Below are 24,912 nucleotides of genomic sequence, written 5' to 3'. Positions count from 1 at the left end.
ATGGTTTGCTCGACCTTGGCCAGACGTTTAAGGCCGTACTGCAACGTCTTGAACCGTTGGTTGGTACTATTACGCGGAGTAAATTCCTGTAGCCTGGCTCGTTTCAGTACGTCATAAATCGTTGGACGGCTGACGTGGAAGTGCTCTGCCAGCTGAACTACCTTCCACAACCAGGTTTGATAAAGCCGCCAGATTTCCTGACGATCCAATAATGTTAAACGAGTGCGTTTGTGTATGTTCATCTACAGTATTCTCCTGAATACTGTAAACAACGCTAGGAATTCTTATAGGTATAGGCATTATTGCCTCAGTAGCATTTTCACCCAGAAGAGATGAGACATTAGTCAAGCTTGAAAGTGAATATCTGTTTGAAATGAATGCCACTTTTGTTTCGGTTCGGCGTAATCATTATCTGCGTAGCTATGCGTACCGGTTTATTGAGCTTTGTATTCCAACATTGACTGAATCGATTATTCGTGCCGGCGTAAAACCATTGATTGACGCTGAATAAAGGAGGGGGGCGATAGGTTTTATCCGACTGATCAAATAAATGACGTCATTTGATTGTTCTGATCGGCAAATCGAAATAATTGATTTGCCGGTAGTCTCAGCAACTCAATACGATACTTTATTTCTGAGTTTATCTTTGAAGCAAGCGGTATAATTCAGTAGTATTCTCCTGATACTTGATTAACAAGAGATATTTCTGGGCTGATGTGAAATGGCGGGCAAGTCTTGTGTGGAACCAATTATTCGTACTGATATCTCAAGTCTATGCTTTATTTAATACTTGTCATCGTTATCGCTGCGCTCATAGTGGGCCCGTCTTACTGGGTTAAGCATACCCTGGCAAAATACAGTCATCCTGAAGATCGTTATCCGGGCACCGGCGCTGAGCTGGCGCGTATTTTGCTCGATTGGGCCAACTTGCAGACGGTAAAGGTCGAAGTGACGGAACAGGGTGATCACTATGATCCGATCGAAAAAGTAGTGCGCCTGACCGCGGATAAGTTTAATGGCAAATCGCTCACGGCGATTACGGTTGCGGCGCACGAAGTCGGGCACGCCATCCAGGACCGTGATGGCTACTTGCCGCTAAAATGGCGGACACGCTTGGTGCAAATAGCCGCTCCGGCGGAAAAATTGGGCGCAGTGATTTTGATGATCGCACCGATTGTCGCAGTGGGCCTGCGTGCACCGGCAGCGGGTGCTCTGTTTCTCGCGGGTGGCTTGTTGACGTTGGGTAGTGCAGTAGTCGTGCATATGGTGACGCTGCCGATGGAATTACATGCCAGTTTCGCGCGGGCGCTACCGATGCTGGAGCAAGGCAAGTATCTCATTCAAGGCGACGAACCGCATGCGCGCAGAATTCTGCGTGCCGCAGCGTGGACTTATGTATCCGCTTCGCTCATGGCATTACTCAATATCGGCCGGTGGTGGGCGATTCTCCGGCGCTAATGCTGCTGCTGAATTGCGGGAATTCCGCAGTATGTGTGTGATATTCCGTCTTGACCCTGTCATACGGGCAACTTACCATACAAGATTCGAAATTGAATTGTTGATAGGGCTAATCCATTAGGGATCAGTATTTTTTGTTAGAGGATAAATATGGTGCAATTGGTTGTGCAACAAAAGGCAAAAGCAGTACGCGGTTTTACACTGCTTGAATTACTCGTGGTCATGGTTATCATCGGTTTGCTGGCTGCTTATGTCGGGCCTAAGTACTTTTCGCAGGTCGGCAAATCGGAAATAAAAATGGCGCAAGCGCAAATCGATGCACTGGAAAAGTCGTTGCATCAATACCGTCTGGATGTGGGTAGCTATCCGGGCACGGAACAAGGCTTGACCGCGCTGGTTACGCGCCCCAATAATGAGGCGCGCTGGCAAGGGCCTTACTTATCCAAATTGCCGCCAGCCGATCCCTGGGGCCGCCCTTATGTATACAAATATCCGGGTGAACGCGCCGAGTTTGATTTGCTCTCTTACGGCAAGGACGGACAGCCTGGCGGTGAGGGCGAGGCGGCTGATATTACCAACTGGTAAATTCCGCGCATGCGTTATGAAGTGAAGGCCGTGATGTCCGGACAAGGTACCGTGCATCTTGAGCTGGAAGCGAACAGCGAGGAGGAGGCTCGCCGCCAGGTTGTTGAACAAGGCGGTATGGTTTTAAGCATACGGCGCAGCTTCTCGGGTTTTTCGCTGAAAGCGAAGAGCCATTTTCCGCTGGTTCATTTCAGCCAGGAATTACTGTCATTGCAGATTGCCGGTTTAAGTCTGGTTGAAAGCATCGAAACGCTGCTCGAGAAAGAACAGGATAGTAGTAACCGCAAAATTATCCAGAATATCCTGGATCGATTGTATGAGGGAGTGACATTCTCTCAAGCGCTGCAAGAATTTCCGCAAGCATTTCCACCGCTCTATATCGCCACGGTCCGCGCCAGCGAACGTACCGGCGATCTTGCGGAAGCGCTGACCCGTTTTATCACCTACCAGACACAGATGGAGTTTGTGCGCAAAAAACTCGTTGGCGCGTCGATTTATCCTGTGCTGTTATTGGTGATCGGTTTTCTGGTGTCGATTTTTCTGATGGTTTTTGTGGTGCCTAAATTCAGCGCTATTTATGATGATATGGGCAGCGATTTACCCTGGCTATCGTTATTGCTGATTAAATGGGGTCAATTCGTTCATGAACGCGGCTGGGAATTGGCCATTGGAGCATTGGCGCTGCTGATTGCGGCAGGCTACACAGTGAGCCGGTCAACCTTTCGCGCCAGTGTCATGCAGTTCCTGTGGCGCATTCCGGCGATCGGCGAGCGCATGCGTGTGTATCAGCTGGCGCGCTTCTACAAGACGTTGGGCATGCTGCTGCGTGGCGGCATTCCCATCACGCAAGCGCTGGAAATGGTCAGCGGATTATTGCAAGCGCATTTCCGTCCCAAAGTCGCGGCTGCAGCCAAGCATATCCGCGAAGGTAGAACGATTTCCAGCGCAATGGAATTGGAAGGACTGACAACGGCAGTGGGCAATCGCATGCTCCGCGTGGGCGAGAGAACGGGTTTAATGGGCGATATGATGGAACGGATCGGTAATTTTCACGATGAGGAAATTGCGCGTTGGGTCGAATGGACAACCAAATTGATAGAGCCACTACTGATGGCGGTCATCGGCATTGTAATTGGCGGGATTATTATTCTCATGTATATGCCCATATTTGAATTGGCGGGAAGTATCAATTGATCGAAGCGCAGGCGCAATCCGTAAACAAGCCGCTGATGGAGATCAATCATCTGGCCGACGCGCAGCAAAAAGCGCTCGAACAGAATGTGTCCGTCATTCAGGTTTTGGAAGAAAAAGGCGGTTATACGCCTGATGAACTCATGCAGCAGCTCGGCCAGCTTCTACATATGCCGGTACTGGACATGAAAACGATTCACGCACTCAGTCCCGCTTTTGATGTGCTCTCGTTTGCCGAAGCCATGATGCATGAATGTGTTTTATTTCGCCGCGAACAAGACTATCTGCTGGCAGTCAGTAATCCATTTTCAACAAAATTACGGGCATGGGCGGAAGAACGCTTTGCTGTCGCCGCTGAGTGGTATTTGGTGCATCCTGCTGATTTGAGCGCCTTTTTTGCTCAGCAGGAAAAAACCATGCGTGCCATGGATCAAGTGCTACCTTCCACAGAGCTGGATAAAATACAAAGCGGTGTTGAGGATTTATCGTTAAAAAGCATCAATGAAGGTACCAGCCAGGTGGTGCGCTTGGTACATTCCACCTTGTATGACGCACATAAATCGCAGGCCAGCGATATTCATTTGGAAATGACGGCAGGCGCACTGTCGATAAAATACCGCATCGATGGCGTACTGAGCTCGATTGGCGTGATCCAGGGCGCGGATTTGGCTGAGCAAGTCATTTCCCGGATTAAAGTGATGTCCGAGTTGGATATTGCCGAACGCCGCGTGCCGCAGGATGGCCGTTTTAAAGTTTCCATCCAGGGACGGGAAATCGATTTCCGCGTTTCCATCATGCCGAGCATTTTCGGCGAGGATGCCGTCTTGCGTATTCTTGACCGGCAAGCGTTGTCCGATCATATTGAAGGGTTGACGTTAAACCAATTGGGTTTTAATCAGGCGGCGATTGCCAGTATCCGCCGTCTGAGTTCCGAGCCGTATGGCATGCTGCTGGTTACCGGGCCAACCGGAAGCGGTAAAACGACATCGCTCTACGCCGCGATTTCCGAAGTGAATAAAGGCAGCGATAAAATTATTACCATCGAAGATCCGATCGAGTATCAGCTTCCCGGGGTGCTGCAAATCCCGGTAAATGAGAAAAAAGGACTAACGTTTGCGCGCGGATTGCGTTCAATTTTGCGGCATGATCCGGACAAAATCATGGTGGGTGAAATTCGCGACTCGGAAACGGCGCAGATTGCCATCCAGGCAGCGCTGACCGGTCACTTGGTTTTTACCACGGTACACGCCAATAACGTATTTGATGTCATCGGCCGGTTTTCGCATATGGGTGTGGACCCTTACAGTTTTGTGTCTGCTTTGAACGGAATTGCCGCGCAGCGCTTAGTGCGTTTGTTATGTCCGCACTGCTCGGTTGATGAGCGTCCGGATGATAAACTGATCGAAGAATCAGGAATTCCCCTCGACGAAGCGGATCAATTCAAGTTTCGCAACGGACGAGGTTGCGGTCAATGCCGTGGAAGCGGTTACCGGGGAAGAAATGCAATTGCCGAGATTCTGATCCTGAACGATGAGATTCGTGAGCTGATCGTAGCGCAGGAACCGATACGCCGCATCAAGGAAGCGGCCAGAAGCAATGGCACCCGATTCTTGCGGGAGGCTGCTTTGGATATGGTCAAGCAAGGCTCAACCAGTTTAGAGGAGGCTAATCGTGTCACCATTGTGGCGTAATCAGGTGCAGGTCTTCCTGGCGCCCGGACGAATTGATCTGGTGCGTTCAACGCGCGGTTTCAAACCGGTACAGGCAGCCAAGGTTACCGTGTGGTGCGAGCCTGTGCAGGATGCCCCGGTTTGGCAGGCAGCTTTGCAGCAATTGGAAAAGCACTTGATTGATGAGCCTGGAGCGGAATTGAGTGTTACGGTATCCAATCATTTTGTACGTTACGTCGCCCTATTGCCGCAAGCCGAGATCGCAACGCCGGAAGAGGTGAATGCCTATGCCGCGTTCCGCATGCGCGAGGTGTATGCGGAACGGGTTGATTCGTGGGCGCTGAGTGTGAGCGAATGGACGCCGCTGAGCGGTGCGGTGTGCGCTGCGATTCCGCGCGATTTGATGGTGCAGCTGGAAGAGATGGCGGCGCGGTGCCGCTGCACACTTAAAGAAATCGAGCCTTATTTTGCCTCTGTTTATGATCGCTGGCAAAAATTGCTCGATGGCAATAAAACCTATTTTGCGGTCATTGAAGCCGGACGTATTTGCTTGGCTGTGCTGATCAATGGAAGCTGGCACAGTATCCGCAATCAGCGGATTTTGCACAATGCCGCAGCTGAATTGCTCGCGGCATTGGATCAGGAAGCTATCTTGACCGGAAGTAAGGAAGCGATTGAATGGGTTCATGTGTTTGCGCCGGAACATGCGGATTTGATGCTGCCGGAACAGTGCGGATGGTGCATTGTGCCGATGCCGCTTGAGAAAATACCGGCATTGCCGCATTACCCATCCGGGCCGGTTGATGATGACGGGGTAAATCGATGCCACGCTTGAGACTTAAGTTCCCGGATCGCGGTCAATCCGTTCCGCATATCGATTTTTCCATCCTGCTGATCGGATTACTTGTGCTTGCCGGTGTGCTGCTGCAATTCCGCCAAGTGACTGAAGAAGTGAATCACTGGACGAACCGGGTTGAGCGGCTGGAAAAACAACAGCAGCAGAAAGCTGCGCCGCGCACACGGTCAACCCCGCGGATAAAAGAATTCAGCCAGGAAATCCGTAAGGAAATCACGCAAGCCAATGCAATACTGGATCAGATCAATTTGCCTTGGGAGACTTTATTCGATGCCATCGAACATGCGGCAACGGAAGAGATCGCCTTGTTATCCTTGCAGCCGAATGTGGCCAGCCGGACACTGCGTCTCAGCGGTGAAGCAAAGAGTATGTCCGAACTACTCGATTTTGTCGAAGCGCTTGAACGTGAGTTGGTTTTTGAAAATGTACATTTGTTAAACTACAAAGTTAAACAAGATAATCCGCACCGGCCCATTATTTTTCTCCTGACCGCAGCATGGATGCAAGTTTCTTGAAGACCGGAACAATCCAAACACAGCTTGATCGATTGATGCTGCAACTGCGCTGGCAGGCAGGCCGTCTCGGCACGATTGGAAAAATCGGCCTGGGTCTGATTGTTGTTGCCGGTATTTATTTTTTCTCGGCGGTTTTGCCGCAAGACTCCGATCTGCAAAAGCTGAAGGAGCGAGCTGAGACGCTGCAATTGCAGGAGTTGGCGAAGCAGTCTCCGGGAGAAATGGAAGGCGGAAAGAAATTGAATAGCGATCAGGCATTGCAAGTATTTTATGATTACTTCCCGCGTATCGACTCATCGCCTTTCTGGATTCGTGAATTGGTGCAATTGGCTAAAAAGCATGGCGTTGATCTGAGCAGTAGTGAATATCGTCTGATGAATGAGAGTGACGCGCGTTTGGCTCGTTACGAGATGATATTGCCGGTAAAAGGCCGTTATCCGCAAATTCGCGCTTTTATGGCGGAAGCGTTGGTCAAAGTTCCTGCCATGGCTATTTCCGCGATTGCGCTTAAACGTGAAAATATAACTTCCGACAAGCTTGAAGTCCGCCTTGAAATTAACCTTTACTTGAACAAATAAGCGCAATGGATCAAGCTGAGAAAAAGCGGAAATTGATGATAGGCGGCGCATTGCTAGCCACATTAGTCGCTGTGATGTTGGTTGAAGAGGAAGAGACATCGACGGATATCGTAGAAACCGTGCAACCGGTAAAGACAGCAAGCACGAGTAGAGACCGGGCAAAAAATCAAGAAAGCAGCGCGGAGCTGTTGGATGTCGGTAAACTTGGACAGCGGAAATTCAATCCATTGGCGGGAGAATTGTTTGTATCCACGACATGGGCGCCTAAACAACCGCCAGTCAGCTTCGAACAGCAGGCTGCGCTGGCTGAACAAATAAAAAAAGCCACGCCTCCCCCCGCACCCACAGCACCGCCGCTACAGTTCAAATATAGCGGCAAGGCTGTTACGGACGACGAAACTTGGGTTTTTCTTTCGCAATCGGGAGAAAATTTCATTACCAAGATCGGTGGAAAAATTAATGACAAATACCGGTTGGATTCCATCAATGACAGTACAATTGCCGTCACTTATCTACCGCTCAATATAAAGCAGACGCTCACTATTAACAATAAAATCGCAGGAACGTTCCGATGAAAAGCTGGAGAATTTATATCCTCATTATTTTGCTCGCGACTACTGCAGGGTGCGCAATCAATAACCAAACATTCTTTACCCGGAACAAAGCATTTGACGAGGGGAAAAAGCTGGTAGCGCAGGGCCAATTTGAAAATGGCATGGCAAAATTGGAACAAGCGCAACGTGAGGAACCTGCGAATCAAGAAATACAGACAGTATCAATACGCCTGCGCGAAGAAGTGATAGGTAAACTTCAGTTTGAGGCCGAGAGCTTGCGCTTATCCGGTGATCTGGAGCGTGCAGAACAAGCATTTCAACGCATTTTAAATCTGTATCCATTCAATGAGCGCGCTAAGGAAGGCCTCGAATTGATTGCATTGGAACGCCGCCACATTGCCAGAGTTGATTCCGCTAAAGCCCTATTGGCACGCGGTGAACTTGCGCAAGCTGAAATACTCGTGCGAGCTATCTTACAAGAGAATCCGCAGCAATTACATGCGCGTCAATTGATTTCAGAAATCAATTTGCGGCTGACACGGCCTGAGGTCACTGATTTGGCATTGGAATCCGCTTTCAAGAAAGCGGTGACGATGGAATTCAAAGGCACTGATTTGAAAACTGTATTTGAACTGATGTCGCGGACTGCGGGTATCAATTTTGTTTTTGATAAAGACATCAGGCAAGATACCAAAATATCCATATTTGTCCGGCAAAATACGATCGAAGATATATTGAAGTTGATTCTTGCGACCAATCAATTAGCATACAAAGTGCTCAATAGTAATTCGTTATTGATTTATCCTAATACACCGGCGAAATTAAAAGATTACCAAGAATTGGTTGTGCGCAGCTTTCAAGTGGCGCATACCGATGTCAAACAGATGGTTGCGATGGTCAGAGGTATCGTTAAAGCCAAAGATATCTATGTCAATGAACAACTTAATCTGTTTATCATGCGTGATACACTGGAAGCTATTCGTTTAACCGAACGATTGGTGAGCCTGAATGATTATGCCGAACCCGAAGTTATGCTCGAAGTCATGATTTTGGATGTTTCGCGCACTAATAAATTTGTATTGGGACCCAATTTTCCTCAGTCGATGCAATTTAATTATGCTGGACAAGCAGTTCTTGGTGCTCCGGCGGCTCTACTCAGTAACTTTGGCTTTTCTGGACTTAAGAGTTTCGGTATGACTAGTCAAGCAAAAATTGATTTTTTGCAGAACCTTTCGACGGGAGATATATTGGCAAATCCCAGGGTGCGAGTAAATAACCGGGAGAAAGCAAAAATTCATGTAGGTACCAAGCAGCCTTTTTTCTCCGCTAACGTACAGCCTGGGGTGACCGCGATCGTTACTGCAACACCAACATTTATCGATGTGGGGGTTAAGTTGGATGTTGAGCCGCGTATTGGATTAAACGACGATGTAACACTCAAGGTTACTTTGGAGGTGAGTTCAGTTCTAGAAACGATACCAGGGCCTAATGGTGCAACCGCTCCTCGGGTCGGAACGCGCAATGCTGAAACTATCCTAACAATCAAAGATGGAGAAACGCAAGTTATAGCGGGACTGATTGATAATCGGGAAACAAGAAAGATTGGTGGTCTGATGGGATTATTAAATATTCCTGGATTGGATCGCTTAACGTCTAATCAAGATATTGAGAGAACAAAAAATGAAGTGGTATTACTGATTACGCCTCGTATTGTTCGCAATATCCCAAGACCAATCAATCTGGAAAACGAATATCATTTTGGTACGGCCAGCGAAGCGGGTAAATTGCCCATTACCATCAAGAAAACAGCGGCACAATCTCTATCCATCGCACCGGCTGGATCTGGCCGCGGTGTTGCGGCTGCGCTTCAGGATGCTTTTTCTCCGCCAGCCGAAGGTCAAGAACCGCCACCGAATCCATTTGCCAGTGTTGCAGCTTCCGCGTCCGGAACGCCTACGCTTACCCTTCAATCACCGACCAATGTAGGGCTGGGTAAGGAATTTTCTGTCAGTGTGCGACTGGTTGGCGCAAAAGCAACGGTTAATTCCGACTTAGTGTTGAATTATGAAGCGAGTTCGCTGGAAGCCCTGGATGGTGGGGATAAGTCAGGTACACGCGTGATCAAATTAGGTAAGGATCAGCCTTCCGGTCTGGCGGCGCAGCTTCGTTTCAAGGTGATCGCAGCTAACCCAGGTACAACGGAAATCAATATCCAGAATGTAAACGCGGAAGATATGGAAAATGGTCAAGCGGTCGAAGTGACGCCGCCGCCGCCAGTTAGTGTCAATATCAAATAATCGGCTTATGGCTGCATCCAGAGTTTCCGTGAAGCACAGAGGATTTACGCTGATTGAATTAATGATCGTGGTGGCAATCATGGCTATTTTAGCGACAGCCGCGTTGCCATTGCGGGAGCTCATGGTGAAACGCGAGAAGGAGCAGGAGTTGCGCGTTGCATTGCGCCAGATACGAACGGCCATTGATGCCTACAAGCAGGCTTCGGATGAGGGGCGTATCACCAAGAAGGCCGATGAATCGGGTTATCCACCCCGGCTGGAGGAATTATTCATGGGCGTGCCGGATATCAAGAGTCCGGACAAGAAGATTATTTATTTCCTGCGCCGCTTGCCCCCTGACCCGCTGTTTGTCGAACTGGATGTTGCCGGTGTTTCGGCGACTCCGGCTGCAGATACCTGGGGGAAGCGCAGTTACGAAAGCCCCTGGGATAGTCCCAAGGAGGGTGACGATGTTTATGATGTTTATTCACGTTCGGAAGCCATAGGCCTGAACGGTATTCCTTACCGGGAGTGGTGATGATAAACCTATCTGGGACCCGGAAATCCAGAGGATTTACCTTAATCGAACTGCTGGTGGTTATGGCGATTATCGCGACATTGTTGAGTATTGTCGCGCCGAAGTATTTTAATTCTATCGATAAAGCCAAAGAAGCCGTGTTGCGGCAGGACTTGGGTATTATGCGCAACGCCATCGATCAGTTCTATTCGGACTTTGGTAAATATCCTATTGACCTGGCCGAGCTGGTCGACAAACGCTATATGCGCAGCGTGCCGAAAGATCCCTTTACCGAAAGTGATAAAACCTGGGTCGAGGTTCCTCCCAAGAACGAAACGGAATCAGGCGTCTATGATGTTTATAGCGGCTACTCAGGAAGAGCCCTGGATGGATCGTACTATCAAGAATGGTAAATGACCGGGGCTTGCTCGAATTCTTGCGGTGCACATGATATGCCACGGCGGGCAAGCGGTTTTGTTTATCTTTGGGCTTTGTTCGGAGTCACTCTGGCGGGGATTGTCATGGCCGGGGTAGGTCAGGTGTGGCAGGTAAAAGCGCAGCGTGAGAAAGAGGCCGAATTGCTTTACGTAGGCGAACAATTTCGCAAAGCGATTATGTCCTACTACAACACTGGTACTAAACAATTTCCCGAAACTTTGGAGGAGTTGCTGGAGGATAAACGCACACCGGCCATCAAACGCCATTTGCGTAAAATCTATATGGACCCGATCACCAATACAGCGGAGTGGGGCACCATTGAAGAACCTCCGCCCGGCGGTAATACAGTGTCCGGTAACAGTCCGGCTGCCAGCCAGAATTCAACCGCGGGTAATACTGCAGTGCCGGGCGGTAACCCAGCATCGGGCAGTAACCAGCCCTCGGGCAATAGCCTGGTGCCCAATACTGGCCAGACATCCGGTAACGCAACGCCAAATCAGGCATCGAATAGCGCGACACCGAACAGCAGTCCTGGTATAGGTTCCAATCTCACTAAGAGAATCACCGGCGTATACAGCCTATCGGAAAAGAAACCCATCAAGAAAGATAAATTTCCCGAGCAATATGCTAAATTCTCAGAAGCATTAACTTACCGGGATTGGAAATTTACGTATAAACCCGGTGAGGGCGGCAGCTCATCGAAACCGGCCTCCAATCAATCCAAGCCGAACACGGCACCGGGAGCTTCACCGTCCAATTCCCCTTTTGCGCCGCAATCTTCCTCAGGCGCAGCTTCACCTTCTTCGCGTTCTTCGTCAGCGGGTAATGCTTCACCGTTTGCACCACAATCCGGTGCGCCATCAAACTCATCCGGATTTCCGATGGATTAATAACCGCAATTACCTAGTACAATTGTTCTGGCTTCTTAAGATGAAATATAGTGCAGTTGCACTAGGGAAGCGCCGATCAATGTCAACATCCTATTCTTAACGCAAGAAGAACTGGGGTGAGAAAGCTAAGAAAGCAGTGGAAGTAATTGCCTTTTCATTGAAACAGCCTGACGTGGTCAGTCCTGTCTCTTTCAAGTGCGTGCTTAAACAAGTCACTGCACAGTCAGGGCTAAAAGAAAGTGCTACGTCAAGCTTGCATTTAAAAAACTCATATATGAAAATTCTTGGATATAAATCCCCTTCGTTTTTTTGCATCCTAGTTTCTGCCCGCGGCCACAAGAGCTGTGGACATTTTCAATGACACAAAATGCAAGGAGATAAAAATGAGAAAGATATGTATTCTGGCTTTCGCCACAAGCATCGCATGGAGCGGTATTACTTTCGCTCAAGACCATGTTTCATGGGATTTATCGAATCAATCAAATAATCAGCCAATACAACCTGAAACCAAGGCCGAAGGGCCGCATTCGGTTTCAATTGAACTTGAATCGCCCTATAAGTTAATGCGCGATGGCAGTCAAGCCGATTTCTGGACGCCGGATCGCTATAGAAATGCCAAACCGATTCCTTAGGCCCAAAGCAACTGAAACTGATGCGATCAGCGAATACATGGAGTTTTCTGATCACGCTGAGCAGGTTAGCGAGCCTGGGTGTCCACCCGAAATCAAAGTGAAACGCAGTAAAGCTAAAATCTTTGAGCCAATAATCGAGCAAGACAACGATCATGAGGCTCAGATCTATAACGCTTTGGAATAAGATACTTATGCTTCAGGAGCAGTGAATGCCTATTTCACCAGTTCACGTGTAAGTCCTGCACCATCCGTTCAAAATTCCTATCCCTATCGGGCTAGTGGGAAGCTATTCTTTAGTGACAGTGTTGGCAATACCTATCAATGCTCAGCATCTGTTATTAGACCAAGGTTGGTTTTAACCGCTGGACACTGTGTACTTGACCCTGTTAAGAAGCAAAGGTATGTAAATTTCAAGTTTATTCCCGCGTATCACTCCGGTAGTGCACCTTATGGTCAATTTACCGCTACCTGGATTGTTACTGGGCTAACAATATTACTGGGAAATTGCCTAATTCTGGGGATTATGCCTTGCTTGAAATGCAAGATAATAGTCTAGGGCAAAAAATTGGGTCAGTTGTTGGTTACTTGGGCTATAGAACAAATGCGCTTGCTGGAAATCATGTAACCATGCTGGGATTTCCTTCATCCTTTGATTCAGGCAATGTTCTCCATCGAGTCGACTCTCAGAGTTTTAAATCCACCACTACTAATACGGTAGAATTTGGAAGTGACCTCACTCAGGAGTCTTCGGGAGGGCCATACATAGAAAATTTTGGCGAACTTTCCTCCGGACAATTCGTGTCAGGAATCGTGAATGCCATAGTTGGTGTAATGTCGTATGGCCCGACAGATACAAGTCAAAAGATTGCTGGATCGAGTAACTTGGATTCTCAATTTACCAATTCTTCTAAAACAGGCATTTTAGACGCTGCCTGCACTCATAAATCCGGAAATTGCTAATTTATCCAATCACCGGCAGTACTACAACTGCCGGTGGCTGAATAATTCTACGGGAAATGCCATGAAAAACTTACTAATCAGATCAGCGACATCGGCTGGCGGCCCCGCTGCCCGGCCTTAGGAAAATGCGGCTCAATGTGCGCTAGCAAAACTAGCTACTGTATTACCCATTCCATTTCGCTTAAAAAAGCCTCCCGACGCGCCCGGTGTTTCTTGCTACTGTAATCAAGATCTGCAAAGCTCGTTTGGTGTGACATGGCGTATTTAGTAAGTTATCAGGAAAAACTTTTATCCCAGACTTCAGGATTTGTTCAGCGTTTCCCAAAACATAACCAATCAATTATTTGAATGGGCTGCTATTTTTCAGCTTGCAATATTCCAGAATGCGCTGCAACACACCTTCCCAGAGATTTTAGCGCATACTCCCCGCTTCCAGCGCCGAGACGATGAGGTCTTCTGACTCAAACCAAAAAATCTCTGGAATAACCGGAGCGGCTCAGAATTCGCTGCCCCGGCTGTTATCGACGTCTTCCGGACTTACCAGACTGCCGCGATTTCCCCATGCGTTCCTGATATAAGACACTACTTGGGCAATCTCAGTATCGCGAATGAAATGCTGATACGGTGGCATGCCATGAGGTCTCGGATTACCAGCTGTGGCAGGAGGATACCCGCCATACAGCACGTTGCGGATGGTGTTCAGCGGGGGGCTCATGGTCACATTGCGGTTTCCAGCCAGCGGAGGATATATTTTCGGTATGCCTTCGCCTGATTGGCCGTGACAGTCCTGACAGTGTTTTTCATATACTTCTTGCCCGAGTGCTAGATACTGGCGCACCTGTTCCGGCATTTTGCGAGCTTTCCGGGGTGCTTTGGCGTCGCCTTTCTTCTCGCCCAGGGATTGAAGGTAAACCGCTATCGAACGGATATCATAGTCCGATAGATATTGCAGACTTTGCCGGACAATCGTGGCCATAGAGCCGGAAGTTACAGCATGGCTGTTTATCCCGGTGGACAGCAGTTCGACAATATCCTCGACCGGCCATTCACTCACCCCGGCTTCCAGCGGGGATATCAACGAGGGCGCATACCAGTAGGAGCCCATGATTTTACCGCCCGTCAGCTGATCGTCCTGGCTTGCTCCCCATACATTACGCGGAGTATGGCAGGCGTTGCAGTGTCCGAGCCCCTGAACCAGATAATTACCTCGGTTCCACTCATCGCTTTTCGATTTGTCCGGCTGATAGACGCCTTCATTGAAATACCACTTCCGCCAAAGATACAGGAGTGCCTGATTATCGTAAGGTGGATTGATCTTGTGCGGAGGATTGGTTTGTGCGATAGGCGGCAGCGAACGCAAATAGGCGAAGATTGCATCGGCGTCCGGCCGGGTAACCTTGGTATATTCGGTATACGGAAAAGCCGGGTACAAATTACGGCCATCCTTCGACTTTCCGTAATGCAGCGCCTGCCAGAAATCCTCGCCGCTCCAGCTGCCGATCCCTGTTTCTTTATCCGGCGTGATATTCGGTGTGACGAATTGACCGAAAGGCGTATTCAGCTTGCGCCCGCCCGCGTAAGGCTCGCCACCGCGCGTGGTATGGCACCCCATGCAGTTGCCTGCCCGGGCGAGATATTCTCCGCGCCGGACCTGTTCCGTATCGGAGTCAGTCAGCGGCTGAGCCGATGCCATTTGCACCAGGGACAGCAAACCGCCTGCAACGCAAACAATGATCCGCCATATGCTCGTTAATCTTGCTTCGCTTAAATTTCTCATCGTGTCACTTCCTTTCCGGACAAAATAGTCCGGCAACGCTGCGCCAATTCCGGAGTAAGTGCATCCGCTCCGGTGGATTGTCCCGATACCGGCAGCCCGGGCAGCCACTGCACCAGCGCATTAACTTCTTCCTGAGTCAGTTTCTTGGCTATTTCCGACATGCAATCCGGTATCTGGCCGCGCATGATTCCGCCATTGCGCCAGCCGCCGAATTGCGCCGCCAGATAGGCATGCGGCAAGCCCAGCAGGCCGGGAATGGTCGGTTGCACGCCCATCAGTTTTTCGCCATGACAAGCACTGCATGCCGGAAGATCGCGTTCGGGATCGCCGGAATACATCAGTGTTTCCACGGATTTGATTTCATCCGGTGTCAGTGCTGGTACTACCGGCTCCAGATAAGCGTAGGGCTGGGCAGCAAAATACTCTGCGATTTCCCGCATGTATTCATCCGACATGTTTTCGAGCAAAATGGCCATCGGCTGATAATAGCGCCGCCCATCACGAAAATTACGCAACTGATTAAAGAGATAACCGGCCGGTTTGCCCGCAATACGCGGGAAATAGGCATCCCGGTCTATCCGGTCAGCATCTCTGTGGCAGATGATGCAGGGTTTTACCCGCTCTTCCAGGGTATCGGATAGTCCGGATGATGACGGCTCGGCAGCACTTGCCAAGCCGGAGATCATCGCTAAAAAGATAAAAGCAAAAAACTTCATTGACATGGGTCCATGAAAAAAATTAAAACACCGGTAAATCTTCAGAATGCTTTCCTGAAGTTCCGTATTGGCGTCAAACTGTCTTGTGGAACGAGCGGTAAAACTGTCAACCATTCCAGCAGTTGACGTGCAGAATTGCGGTACAGTATTGCAGTGTATATCACTACCTGCAATCCAGACAACCGGGTGATATCCCTCCAGAAAACCTGGGGATACGCTGAGAAACTGCTATGTCCGCGGATGCTGCTTTGAAATCAAATTCAAAACATTTATTGATCACTCGCAAACGGTATGCTTTTTCTTCTGATTTTGCCTTGCCTGATCATCGCGCTACCTTTGCGGTTTGAGGTGACCGAGCGCCACCTCTTGCTGCACTTGTCATCCGGCTGAGAACGCGTTCTTAACGCTATTGGGGGTTCTGTAAGCGGAAGTTAAGGGCATTTTTCATTCCTTGGTTGCAGGAATTTCCTGAACATCAATCAGTTCAAATTTGTTATCGCCGAGATGTTTGAGTTTTGCTTGGTAATATGAGCCCAGTGCTTTGACTCGTTGGATAGTTAACATTCCTGTTTCCGCGACGAAAACTGAGTTGTCTTTCAGGTCTGCAGCTGCCGAGACTGTCAATTCAAACTTATCTTGCGCAAGCCCGCGATTAAAAACGATTGCGATAGGGGATGCGGCAATAGCAACTGAAGTATCGCTGTCGGCTTTGGACTCGAATAATTTGAGTTCGATGCGATATGCGCCGGTACTGCGGCCCAACGTATTGGATGCATTGAAAATAGACATTTCCAAATGATCGTGCAATCCGCCGTCGCTGCCGAATCCCCAACTACTTGTTCTGCTATTACTTCGTCCATTGCACTCATCGTCATTGCCAAAATCATGCTGACCGCTATTTGCCGCGCGGAATGGAACATACTGGACTGTCTGTTGGCATTTGAAGCATTTTTACGATTAACCACTCGTTATTCAACCCGCTTAATTTTTGCGAATGCATGCTGGTCACTGTAATTTTTAATGGATTCATCGATTATTAATTTCAGTAATCTGTTCAATTTTGTAAAAGCGCACTTCAACCAAACCTTAAAAAAAGGCCGTTGCAAGTTACTGCTATGGCACCAATTCCTGATTGAGTCGTGCCGGAAATTGACGGATCCTTAATGGCTAGGAAAAGATTATATTGTGTTACATTTTGATATGTTATATCATAACAAATATCAATTCTACTAATTTAAATCAAACTGATGCCAACTAATCGATTACCGGTGACTGTGCTTTCCGGGTTTCTAGGTGCGGGTAAAACGACCGTATTGAGTCATATTCTGAATAACCGGCAAAAACTGCGTGTTGCGGTTATTGTGAATGATATGAGTGAAATCAATATTGACGCTTCCATCATCGAGAAAGAAATTTCATTTAACCGCGCAGAAGAAAAACTCATTGAGATGAGCAATGGCTGCATTTGCTGTACGTTGCGCGAAGACTTGCTCATCGAAGTACGGCGGCTAGCCATCGAGAAAAAGTTCGATTATCTGGTCATTGAATCTACAGGTATATCCGAACCGTTACCGATTGCGGAAACATTTACATTCGCTGACGAAAAGGGAATCAGTCTGTCCGATATCGCCCGGCTCGATACGATGGTAACGGTTGTAGATGCGGTAAATTTCATGAAGGATTTTGAAGAAGCGAAAATGCTGCAGGAGACAGGGGAAAGCCTGGGAGAAGATGATGAGCGCAGTGTCGCTGATCTCCTGATTGATCAAGTGGAATTCTGTGATGTCATTTTGATCAATAAAATTGACTTGATCAGTCCGGGTGAATTAATTCAACTCCAAGGTATCTTGCGCAGTTTGAATACTGAAGCTGAAATGATTGCCATCCAAGATGGCCGAGTTGAATTGCGCAAGCTTTTAAACACCGGAAAATTCAGTTTTGAGCATGCCCAACAAGCGCCCGGCTGGTTAAAGGAGATGCGCGGCGAACATATACCTGAAACGGAAGAGTACGGCATCAGTAGTTTTGTTTATACAGCCAGGAAACCATTCCATCCACAACGATTCTACGATTTTATCCATCAACCTTGGTCAGAAGGAAAATTACTCCGGTCGAAGGGATATTTCTGGCTGGCAACCCGGCCGGACTATGCGGGACAGTGGAATCAAGCTGGTGGCATCGCGCACTATGGCTATGCCGGTATGTTTTGGAAAGCTGTACCTAGAAATGAATGGCCGCACGATGAAGATTATTTGAAATCGATACTGGAGAAATGGGAAGAGCCGCATGGAGACCGGCGGCAAGAATTGGTTTTTATCGGTCAGAATATTGATCAACAAGGAATATGCCAATGGCTGGATGAATGTTTAGTGACCGATGAAGAATCACAAGCAGGAGAGAAATATTGGTTAACCTTGGAAGATCCATTTCCCGCGTGGGATGATCAATAAGAATGGCTATGATTTTCAACTGAATTTATGGATCTGCACATAGAATTTCTCTAGCATGATATGCTTTTACCGGTTAATCACTAGCAGTATTTCTGAGCATTCCGAATACTGAAATTTTTAAAAATGTCAGTCGATATCGAACAAATCATCAAGAAATCACGGGAAGTTTGTGCGTCGGCAGGAACAAAATTAACGCACAAACGAAAGAATGTACTCATGGTGTTGTTGGCTTCTGCTACGCCACTTTCGGCTTATGAGATCGTGGATCGATACAAAGCGCAATTCCAGGAATCGTTACCGGTGATGTCCGTTTATCGCATGCTGGATTTCCTGATTCAGGAAAAACTGGTTCATAAACTGGAAACCGCCGGGCAGTATATGTCGTGTGCGCACATTGCATGTGATCATCAGCATGAGACACCGCAGTTTCTGATCTGTGACCGCTGTGGCAGTGTCAAGGAAGTCGGTATCAAGAAGCGCATCATCGAGGAGCTTGAGCGTAGCATTCAAAGTACCGGTTTTATGTTGGCACAAAAACAGCTGGAACTGCATGGAGTTTGTGAGCATTGCCAAAGCCATCCAGCGTGAACGGTGCCTCGTGGCTTGCTACTCAGCTTGTTGAAGGACTGTGGATACTGTAAAAAAATCATCGCCGATTCCGGTTTCCCTGCTGACTGGTTTTTTAGGCAGCGGCAAAACTACGGTGTTAAATCATTTGGTTCAGCAACCACTTTTCAGACGAACCCTGGTTGTGATTAACGAATTTGGTGCAATCAGTCTGGACCATTTGTTGGTTGCGCATAGCAATGAAACGTTGGTCATGGAAGTGGGGGATGGTTGTATCTGCTGCGCGATGCGCGGCGATTTGGCCAAGGTGCTGAAAGATATCACCTGGCGCTTTTCCCGCAATGGGGTACGCAACTACGACAGGGTGATCATCGAAGCCACCGGATTGGCTGATCCGGCTCCGATTTTACATACCTTAATGACGGACAAAAACATTACCGCGCATTATCGCTTGGATGCGGTTGTCACTACCGTTGATTGTATCCACGCGATGGATACACTGGATCATCATCCCGAAGCCGTAAAGCAGGCTGCAGTAGCAGACCGGATTATTTTGACCAAAAGTGATTTAATCGATGAACAGCAACGCCGTACGTTGCAACAGCGCTTGGCGATTCTGAATCCCGCCGCTACACAATTACTGGCTGTAAACGGTCAGGTGGATGGGCCATCGGTATTCAGTGCTAACTTATTTTCGATAGATCAAAAAACGCCGGATGTTGTCAGGTGGCTGAATGCGGAAGCGTATGCCGGAAATCCTTCAAGCCGATACAAATCTGTGCGGCATGATGCAGCGCAAACTTTGTATTCTTCCAAGAGATCCATCGTTAAACAACCGGATATTAACCGCCATGATGATCATATCCCGTCTTATTGTTTTACTTTTGACGAGCCGATCGATCCCGAATTGTTTGAGGGTTGGCTGGATTTGCTGATGACGGTCAAAGGCGCGGATATTTTGCGCATCAAAGGGATAGTGAATATGAGGAATCGTACGGGTCCGGTAGTTATTCATGGGGTTCAGCATATTTTTCATCCTCCGGTGGAATTGACCGGATGGCCATCGGATGACCGGCGCACCCGCATTGTATTCATCACCCGGAATGTCCCTCGTTCCGGGATCGAGGATACATTTTCCGCGTTGACCGGATGCGCGGCATTACCTACAAACACCCATTAGCGGTTTGCGCTAACGGAAGGGGTATTTTTTGCTTGTAATGCCTGAATATGCGCGACCGCGCAACGTGCTAATGCCTTTAGATCGTACCCGCCTTCCAACGCCGAAACAATGCGGCCGTGTGTATATTGATCAGCGATGACTTTGATCTGCCGCGTGATCCAGACATAGTCTTCGTCTTCAAGTTGCAGTTGCGCCATATCGTCGTCGCGATGCGCATCGAATCCGGCGGAGACGAAAATCATCTCCGGTTTGAAGCGGTCGAGTGCCGGTAACCAGTGATCGGTGACGGCTTGACGGAATGCCGCGCCGTTGCAGCCGCGCGGCAGCGGTACGTTGATCATGCGCTCGGTGGCGCTGTTTGCGCCGCTGTAGGGATAAAAGGGGTGCTGAAACGTCGAGCACAGCATGACGTGCGGGTTGTCGCGGAAAATCTCCTCGCTGCCGTTGCCGTGGTGCACGTCAAAATCCAAAATCGCAACGCGCTGCAAATGATGCTGTGCAATGGAATGCGCCACCCCGACCGCGATATTGTTGAACAGGCAGAATCCCATGGCACGATCCGATTCCGCATGATGACCGGGCGGGCGGACGGCGCAGAATGCATTATTGACAGTACCGGCCAGAACCAGATCGGTGGCCAGTACAACCGCCCCCGCTGCGTGTAACGCGGCACTGAGAGAAAAAGGATTCATCGCGGTATCCGCATCCAAGGCAATCAAACCGGCTGCCGGAGCAGCCTGACGGATGCTTTCAATATATTCCTGAGTATGCACGCGCGCCAATTGTTCCGTTGTGGCCAGCGGAGCCTCGTAGCGCTGCAATTGCGCCAGCAACCCGGTGGCTTTCAGCCCATTTTCAATGACGATTAAGCGCTGCGGGCACTCCGGATGGGCCATGCCCATGTCATGCTTGAGACAATCCGGATGTGTAATATATGCTGTTTGCACGCTATTCCCTGTTACGTTGAAATTCGATGTCGAGCGGAATCCTGGGTCATGCCGGCAGGTGCTGAAAGCCAAAGTTTATACAATCAAATGGCTATACCATGATAAATTATCACTATCCTGAATAATAGCTGTTATCTGTTACATTTAATTGCATTTTTTCGTCATATGAGGAGTCGTTGATGAATGAGTTTATTGCCAAAATATTGAAGTTTGTTTCGTTTGAATCACTGATGGAAAGAGGCTGGCTGGAAATTGCGCAAATTTTAATGCCGATTTTCCTTTTGGCTCTGGTATTTCTCGGATTGAGTTTCTATATCCAGCACAAACGCTGGAAAACGGCGGCGTCTATTGTGTGCGCTCTTCTAGCCCTGGTTTATTTGCCGTACGAGTTTTATCGTCAGTCGATGGTATCCGCGAGAGCGAATGCCAATGTCAGCGAGATTCAGGGCAATTTGCAGAGTTATTTGGATTCGGCCAGCTTATCGCACGCCAAGGGAATAGCGGATAAGGAAGCGGCTGCAAGTATTCTGGATGAGATGATTCATGGCCTGAATCAGGAGAAGAAAAAAGAGCTGGTGTTGATTTCCTGGCTGGTTGCGGAAAATGAAAAGTATGCGCTCAATCAGATTGACAGCAAGCAGAAATCGCTCGGCGATGACATAAAATCCAACTTGGCTGCGGCAAAAGTGGAAATTATCGACTCACGTCCCCCGGTTGATAAAATTTCCGACTCTATCGTTAAAAAACTGGATGATGACGTCAAAGTTTTAATTGAAAGAAAAATGCTGGGATTCAAGCAGGAAATCGATAGTTCACTGGATGGCTTTAAGGAAAGCATCAATACCTTCGTGCAGGGAGAGCTCAATAATTATCAAACAAGGTTAGCAGGCATTACGCAACAGAATGTCGATGAATTAAAAAATTATTCCAGCAGAGCCAATCAGGCGTTTGCTGAACAAGTCAATAAAATTAATCAGGTTTCGTTGAAAAAACTGGATGCAACCAAAGAAAGCATAGAGGGTGTTGGCGCTGCTTCGGATACAAATTTGAAGCATATCGCGCAGCAGGTCAAGCAGCTGTCGGCTTCGCTCGAGACCGCGCAGAAAAAGAACGATATTTTGTTTGAATATAACGAATGCATGCGAACGAAGGGGGTGTTGGATTTGGGTGGAAAAGGCGAGCAATGCAAATCAAAGTATCAGCAGGATTTATCTGGTTTGAAATAGTCAATTGCTGCCGGTCTGATGGCAGTTATTTGAGATAACCATCAGACCGTGTCGGCCATCGTCATGTGCGCAGCATGACCAGCATGGTCAGATAGAAGATGTACGCAGTTACAAAAACAATCCCTTCATTGCGCGATACCATCCGCTCGCTGCGGAATACCGGCAGGCAAGCAACGGCGACGATTGCCGCTAGCGGCAAATCGATCCATAAAATATCATCCTCAACGCCGATTCCACTAGGGGCGGCCAGCGTAGTCAAACCCAGGATCACCAGAATGTTGTAGATACTACTGCCGATCAAGTTGCCAACCGCCACGTCCCGGTCATTCCGGTAAGTGGCTACGAGTGTCGTTACCAGTTCCGGCGCGGATGTGCCGATGGCAACGATTGTCAATCCGATGAAAGCATCGGAGACGCCGTAAGTCTTGGCAATGTTCACCGCCCCCGCAACCAGCAAATCCGCACCCAATACTGTTAGCGCCATACCTGTGAACAATAGCAATGACTGTAGAGCATATTGCGGATACCGATGTGCTTTGGGAATGGGCTTCTCACCAAATTCCTCCGAAAATTCCTTCTTGGTTGCGGCACTTTCCTTGCGGCTTTCTTTGATCAGCAAGATTGTATAAAACACCGCCGCAAATACCAGCAACATACCTTCGATCCGGGACAGAACGCCGTCAAGCGACAGCAGAATCAAAATGAAAGCCGAGCCGATCATCACCGGCACATCGAGTTTGATACTCAGAAGCCGGATTGGCAGCGGGCGGATAACCGCACTCAGGCCCAGGATAAACAAAATGTTGAGGATATTGGTGCCAGCGATATTGCCGACCGCCAGCGAACCTTTATCCTCCGCGACCGCCGTGATGCCGACCGCCAGCTCGGGGGTGCTGGTTCCGATCGAAACGATGGTTAAGCCGATAACGATCGGACTGATACCGAGCATTGCCGCCACCCGGGTAGCGCTGCGCAGCAGCATCTCGGCTCCCAGGACGATGATTGTCAAGCCGCCGAGGAAGATGATGACCGGATGTAATTGGATCATCCGCTTTGCTTATCCGCTGCGGGAACCACGAGTACATCCGAAGAAATCCATTGCAAAACCCGGTTAAGGGAATTTTTGAACAGTGTATCGAACAAACCGGTGTTTTCACTGGAACCCATCACGACCAGATCAATCGCGTGCCGGCGGACATACCGGGTGAGTGAAGTTTCCAATGCTTCATCCACCGGTACGATGTGCCTGATTCGTAACCGGGGGATGCCGCTGCCGGTGACGAACCGCTCACAACGTTCATGAACTGCGGAACTGGCAAGTTTTAACGCTGCGCTTTCCGGCGCGGAACCCATCGCTTTGGGACGCTCATGTGCGTAAAACACATCCACGGCGGATTGCGGGAACCACTGCGCGGCGGCAAGCAACGCGGCACTGGAATTCCGGGATAAGTCGGTGACGGCGACAATATTGCGATACGGCCCATGGACACGATTGCGGACGATCAGCAGCGGCTGCTCCAATGTCTGCGACAATTTCTCGACAGTGGATCCTAGCAGAAAACGCCCGAGCGGTTCGTCCCGCGCTACGCCGGTTATCACTAATCCCGCGCCGGTTTGCCTGGCAACGAGGGTGATCGAATCCGCAGGCGCGGCTGAGCGGACCAACCGGATGTCGGTGCGCGATCCCATGTTCGCCAGATCCTGGTTTAACTGATGACGCGCATCGTGTTGCAAATCAAACGATTGATCGCCTGCGGCCCATGCCAGGATTTGATCCGGCGCGTCGGGAACATCGAAGACATTGAGCGCTGTCAGATGCGACTGCCAAGCCTGCGCCAGCTGGATAGACCGGTCGAGCGCGCGGTCGCAGCGCGGGCTTAGATCGGTTGCCAGCAGCAAATGCGCTGGCGGCGGGAAGGACGGTGAGGGGGGCGCATCTTTTTCCGTGCCCGGTTCGCCGGAAATGCGGCCGCCGGTTTGTATTCCGCCGAGCGTTGCCAATTCCGGAGAACGTGCATCGACGATTACCAAGAGATCCGTTGGCGCTTCGTCCAACACTCGTTTTGTGACGCTTCCCAGCAATAATTCTTCGGTAACGTGCGTGCCATGCTTGCCCATAACGATCAGATCGCAATCTTGACGTTCGGCTTGATTGAGGATGGCGCGCGTGGCGTCGCCGCACTCCACCTGCGCGTGATACTGAACTTCCGTCAAGCCTGCATTCCGGGCCAGCTCGTGCAGTAAATGCAACGCTTTCCTGCAGGCTTCGTGCCGGTAGCGTTTAATGTCATCTTGGGTGACGCCGGCGTAATTCAACAACCCTTCGAACGGCACGTCGAAGGCATGGAACAGCACGATACCGGCATCGGGAGCGATCTCACGGGTTATCCGGAGAGCAAGTTCCGAGGCCGGCGAAAAATCGATCGCCAGTAAAGCTTTCTTGTACGAGCCGTGGACGCCGGTTTTCACAATCAATACCGGGCAATGGCATTTGCGCAGCAGATGCGAGGCGGTCGAGCCAATTAGAAGCCGGCGCAATGCGTTATCCCCGCGGGAACCGGCAATGACAAGATCCGCGCTCGTTGAGGCGGCGCAAGTCGGAATCGCCGCAGTGGGCAATCCCTCCTCGACTAGAATTTCAGCAGTTACTCCGCGGTTGCGGGAAGTATCGGAAATGATCGAGTGCAATTCATTACGCTGCTTATCGACCAGTTTGCTCGTGACGGTGGCAGCCTGGTCTCCGATAAGATCCTGCAGCGAACCCAAAGCGTTCAGTCCGAGAGCATGCATGACCGTGCAGCGGGCTGAAGTTATCCGGGAAATATCGAAGCCTCGCTCGATGGCTTGCAAGGATGGGGATGACAAATCCGTTGCAACAAAGACATGGTTAATCAGTTTCATTAATAGCGCTCCTTTGCGTATGGAATAT

The 24,912-nt window shown here is 49.3% G+C and carries 27 protein-coding genes; 20 read left to right on the top strand and 7 right to left on the bottom strand.

Going from position 1 to position 24,912, the window contains the following annotated elements; translation table 11 throughout:
* Window positions 1–242, bottom strand: a 242-nt coding sequence (locus BLU57_RS10770) for a helix-turn-helix domain-containing protein (protein WP_176776422.1), incomplete at its 3' end; no start/stop codon positions are given.
* Between the two features lie 532 nt (window positions 243–774).
* Here BLU57_RS10770 and BLU57_RS10765 point away from each other — a divergent pair.
* The 15 genes from BLU57_RS10765 (at window position 775) to BLU57_RS10695 (ending at window position 13,120) form a co-directional block, all read left to right on the top strand.
* On the top strand, window positions 775–1,458 hold the full coding sequence (locus BLU57_RS10765; protein ID WP_090320499.1) for a zinc metallopeptidase: 684 nt from the start codon (window positions 775–777) through the stop codon (window positions 1,456–1,458).
* 150 nt (window positions 1,459–1,608) lie between these two features.
* On the top strand, window positions 1,609–2,043 hold the full coding sequence (gene gspG / locus BLU57_RS10760; protein ID WP_090320496.1) for a type II secretion system major pseudopilin GspG: 435 nt from the start codon (window positions 1,609–1,611) through the stop codon (window positions 2,041–2,043).
* Between the two features lie 9 nt (window positions 2,044–2,052).
* Window positions 2,053–3,237 (top strand): type II secretion system F family protein, encoded by a 1,185-nt coding sequence (locus BLU57_RS10755; RefSeq protein WP_090320493.1) that lies wholly within the window; start codon window positions 2,053–2,055, stop codon window positions 3,235–3,237.
* A gap of 35 nt (window positions 3,238–3,272) precedes the next feature.
* Window positions 3,273–4,925 carry a GspE/PulE family protein gene (locus BLU57_RS10750; protein WP_090320514.1) on the top strand — a complete coding sequence of 551 codons (1,653 nt, stop codon included), beginning with the start codon at window positions 3,273–3,275 and terminating at the stop codon, window positions 4,923–4,925.
* Window positions 4,906–5,739, top strand: a complete 834-nt coding sequence (locus BLU57_RS10745) for a hypothetical protein (protein WP_090320490.1) — start codon at window positions 4,906–4,908, stop codon at window positions 5,737–5,739. The genes BLU57_RS10750 and BLU57_RS10745 overlap by 20 nt, the downstream gene beginning before the upstream one ends.
* Window positions 5,727–6,275 (top strand): PilN domain-containing protein, encoded by a 549-nt coding sequence (locus BLU57_RS10740; protein ID WP_090320487.1) that lies wholly within the window; start codon window positions 5,727–5,729, stop codon window positions 6,273–6,275. The genes BLU57_RS10745 and BLU57_RS10740 overlap by 13 nt, the downstream gene beginning before the upstream one ends.
* Window positions 6,272–6,853 carry a hypothetical protein gene (locus BLU57_RS10735; RefSeq protein ID WP_256206241.1) on the top strand — a complete coding sequence of 194 codons (582 nt, stop codon included), beginning with the start codon at window positions 6,272–6,274 and terminating at the stop codon, window positions 6,851–6,853. The genes BLU57_RS10740 and BLU57_RS10735 overlap by 4 nt, the downstream gene beginning before the upstream one ends.
* Before the next feature lie 5 nt (window positions 6,854–6,858).
* Window positions 6,859–7,428, top strand: coding sequence for a hypothetical protein (locus BLU57_RS10730; RefSeq protein ID WP_090320481.1), 570 nt, complete (start codon window positions 6,859–6,861; stop codon window positions 7,426–7,428).
* Window positions 7,425–9,704, top strand: coding sequence for a secretin and TonB N-terminal domain-containing protein (locus BLU57_RS10725; RefSeq protein ID WP_090320478.1), 2,280 nt, complete (start codon window positions 7,425–7,427; stop codon window positions 9,702–9,704). The genes BLU57_RS10730 and BLU57_RS10725 overlap by 4 nt, the downstream gene beginning before the upstream one ends.
* Window positions 9,705–9,711: 7 nt before the next feature.
* Window positions 9,712–10,221 carry a type II secretion system protein gene (locus tag BLU57_RS10720; RefSeq protein WP_090320475.1) on the top strand — a complete coding sequence of 170 codons (510 nt, stop codon included), beginning with the start codon at window positions 9,712–9,714 and terminating at the stop codon, window positions 10,219–10,221.
* Window positions 10,221–10,613 (top strand): type II secretion system protein, encoded by a 393-nt coding sequence (locus tag BLU57_RS10715; RefSeq protein WP_090320473.1) that lies wholly within the window; start codon window positions 10,221–10,223, stop codon window positions 10,611–10,613. The genes BLU57_RS10720 and BLU57_RS10715 overlap by 1 nt, the downstream gene beginning before the upstream one ends.
* A 39-nt stretch (window positions 10,614–10,652) precedes the next feature.
* The gene (locus tag BLU57_RS10710; RefSeq protein ID WP_090320511.1) at window positions 10,653–11,528 is read left to right on the top strand and encodes a type II secretion system protein; all 876 of its coding nucleotides are present in this window, start codon (window positions 10,653–10,655) and stop codon (window positions 11,526–11,528) included.
* 383 nt (window positions 11,529–11,911) lie between these two features.
* Window positions 11,912–12,160: a hypothetical protein gene (locus BLU57_RS10705; protein ID WP_090320470.1), complete on the top strand. Its 249-nt coding sequence runs from the start codon at window positions 11,912–11,914 to the stop codon at window positions 12,158–12,160.
* A gap of 205 nt (window positions 12,161–12,365) precedes the next feature.
* Window positions 12,366–12,716, top strand: a complete 351-nt coding sequence (locus BLU57_RS16865) for a trypsin-like serine peptidase (RefSeq protein WP_143026967.1) — start codon at window positions 12,366–12,368, stop codon at window positions 12,714–12,716.
* Window positions 12,689–13,120 carry a hypothetical protein gene (locus BLU57_RS10695; protein ID WP_143026966.1) on the top strand — a complete coding sequence of 144 codons (432 nt, stop codon included), beginning with the start codon at window positions 12,689–12,691 and terminating at the stop codon, window positions 13,118–13,120. Before BLU57_RS16865 ends, BLU57_RS10695 begins: the two co-directional genes overlap by 28 nt.
* A 496-nt stretch (window positions 13,121–13,616) precedes the next feature.
* On the opposite strand, the gene BLU57_RS10690 is transcribed toward BLU57_RS10695, so the two are convergent.
* From BLU57_RS10690 to BLU57_RS10680, 3 genes are all read right to left on the bottom strand, one after another.
* Entirely contained in the window at window positions 13,617–14,897 is a 1,281-nt protein-coding gene (locus BLU57_RS10690; protein WP_090320461.1) for a cytochrome c, read from the bottom strand.
* Complete coding sequence (locus tag BLU57_RS10685) at window positions 14,894–15,613, bottom strand: c-type cytochrome (protein ID WP_090320508.1); 720 nt, start codon at window positions 15,611–15,613, stop codon at window positions 14,894–14,896. Before BLU57_RS10685 ends, BLU57_RS10690 begins: the two co-directional genes overlap by 4 nt.
* Window positions 15,614–16,057: 444 nt before the next feature.
* A complete protein-coding gene (locus tag BLU57_RS10680) occupies window positions 16,058–16,402 on the bottom strand; it encodes a hypothetical protein (protein ID WP_090320457.1) in 345 nt (114 codons plus the stop codon).
* Between the two features lie 6 nt (window positions 16,403–16,408).
* On the opposite strand from BLU57_RS10680, the gene BLU57_RS10675 reads away from it, so the two are divergent.
* From BLU57_RS10675 to BLU57_RS10660, 4 genes are all read left to right on the top strand, one after another.
* Entirely contained in the window at window positions 16,409–16,627 is a 219-nt protein-coding gene (locus tag BLU57_RS10675; protein WP_090320454.1) for a hypothetical protein, read from the top strand.
* Between the two features lie 233 nt (window positions 16,628–16,860).
* Window positions 16,861–18,063, top strand: a complete 1,203-nt coding sequence (gene zigA, locus BLU57_RS10670) for a zinc metallochaperone GTPase ZigA (protein ID WP_090320451.1) — start codon at window positions 16,861–16,863, stop codon at window positions 18,061–18,063.
* 123 nt (window positions 18,064–18,186) lie between these two features.
* Window positions 18,187–18,651: a Fur family transcriptional regulator gene (locus tag BLU57_RS10665; protein WP_090320448.1), complete on the top strand. Its 465-nt coding sequence runs from the start codon at window positions 18,187–18,189 to the stop codon at window positions 18,649–18,651.
* 40 nt (window positions 18,652–18,691) lie between these two features.
* The gene (locus BLU57_RS10660; protein WP_090320445.1) at window positions 18,692–19,810 is read left to right on the top strand and encodes a CobW family GTP-binding protein; all 1,119 of its coding nucleotides are present in this window, start codon (window positions 18,692–18,694) and stop codon (window positions 19,808–19,810) included.
* Here BLU57_RS10660 and BLU57_RS10655 read toward each other — a convergent pair.
* The gene (locus BLU57_RS10655; protein ID WP_090320442.1) at window positions 19,807–20,757 is read right to left on the bottom strand and encodes a histone deacetylase family protein; all 951 of its coding nucleotides are present in this window, start codon (window positions 20,755–20,757) and stop codon (window positions 19,807–19,809) included. The genes BLU57_RS10660 and BLU57_RS10655 overlap by 4 nt on opposite strands.
* A 179-nt stretch (window positions 20,758–20,936) precedes the next feature.
* Here BLU57_RS10655 and BLU57_RS10650 point away from each other — a divergent pair, with 179 nt between their 5' ends.
* Window positions 20,937–21,983 carry a hypothetical protein gene (locus BLU57_RS10650; RefSeq protein ID WP_090320439.1) on the top strand — a complete coding sequence of 349 codons (1,047 nt, stop codon included), beginning with the start codon at window positions 20,937–20,939 and terminating at the stop codon, window positions 21,981–21,983.
* Between the two features lie 61 nt (window positions 21,984–22,044).
* Here the strand turns inward: BLU57_RS10650 and BLU57_RS10645 are convergent, their stop codons facing one another.
* Both BLU57_RS10645 and BLU57_RS10640 read right to left on the bottom strand, forming a co-directional pair.
* Window positions 22,045–23,031, bottom strand: a complete 987-nt coding sequence (locus BLU57_RS10645) for a calcium/sodium antiporter (protein ID WP_090320436.1) — start codon at window positions 23,029–23,031, stop codon at window positions 22,045–22,047.
* Complete coding sequence (locus BLU57_RS10640; RefSeq protein WP_090320433.1) at window positions 23,028–24,884, bottom strand: universal stress protein; 1,857 nt, start codon at window positions 24,882–24,884, stop codon at window positions 23,028–23,030. Before BLU57_RS10640 ends, BLU57_RS10645 begins: the two co-directional genes overlap by 4 nt.
* Window positions 24,885–24,912: the final 28 nt, after the last annotated feature.

Source organism: Nitrosomonas oligotropha (assembly GCF_900106555.1).
Classification (GTDB): domain Bacteria; phylum Pseudomonadota; class Gammaproteobacteria; order Burkholderiales; family Nitrosomonadaceae; genus Nitrosomonas; species Nitrosomonas oligotropha_A.
This window is presented reverse-complemented; position numbering and strand designations above follow the sequence as displayed.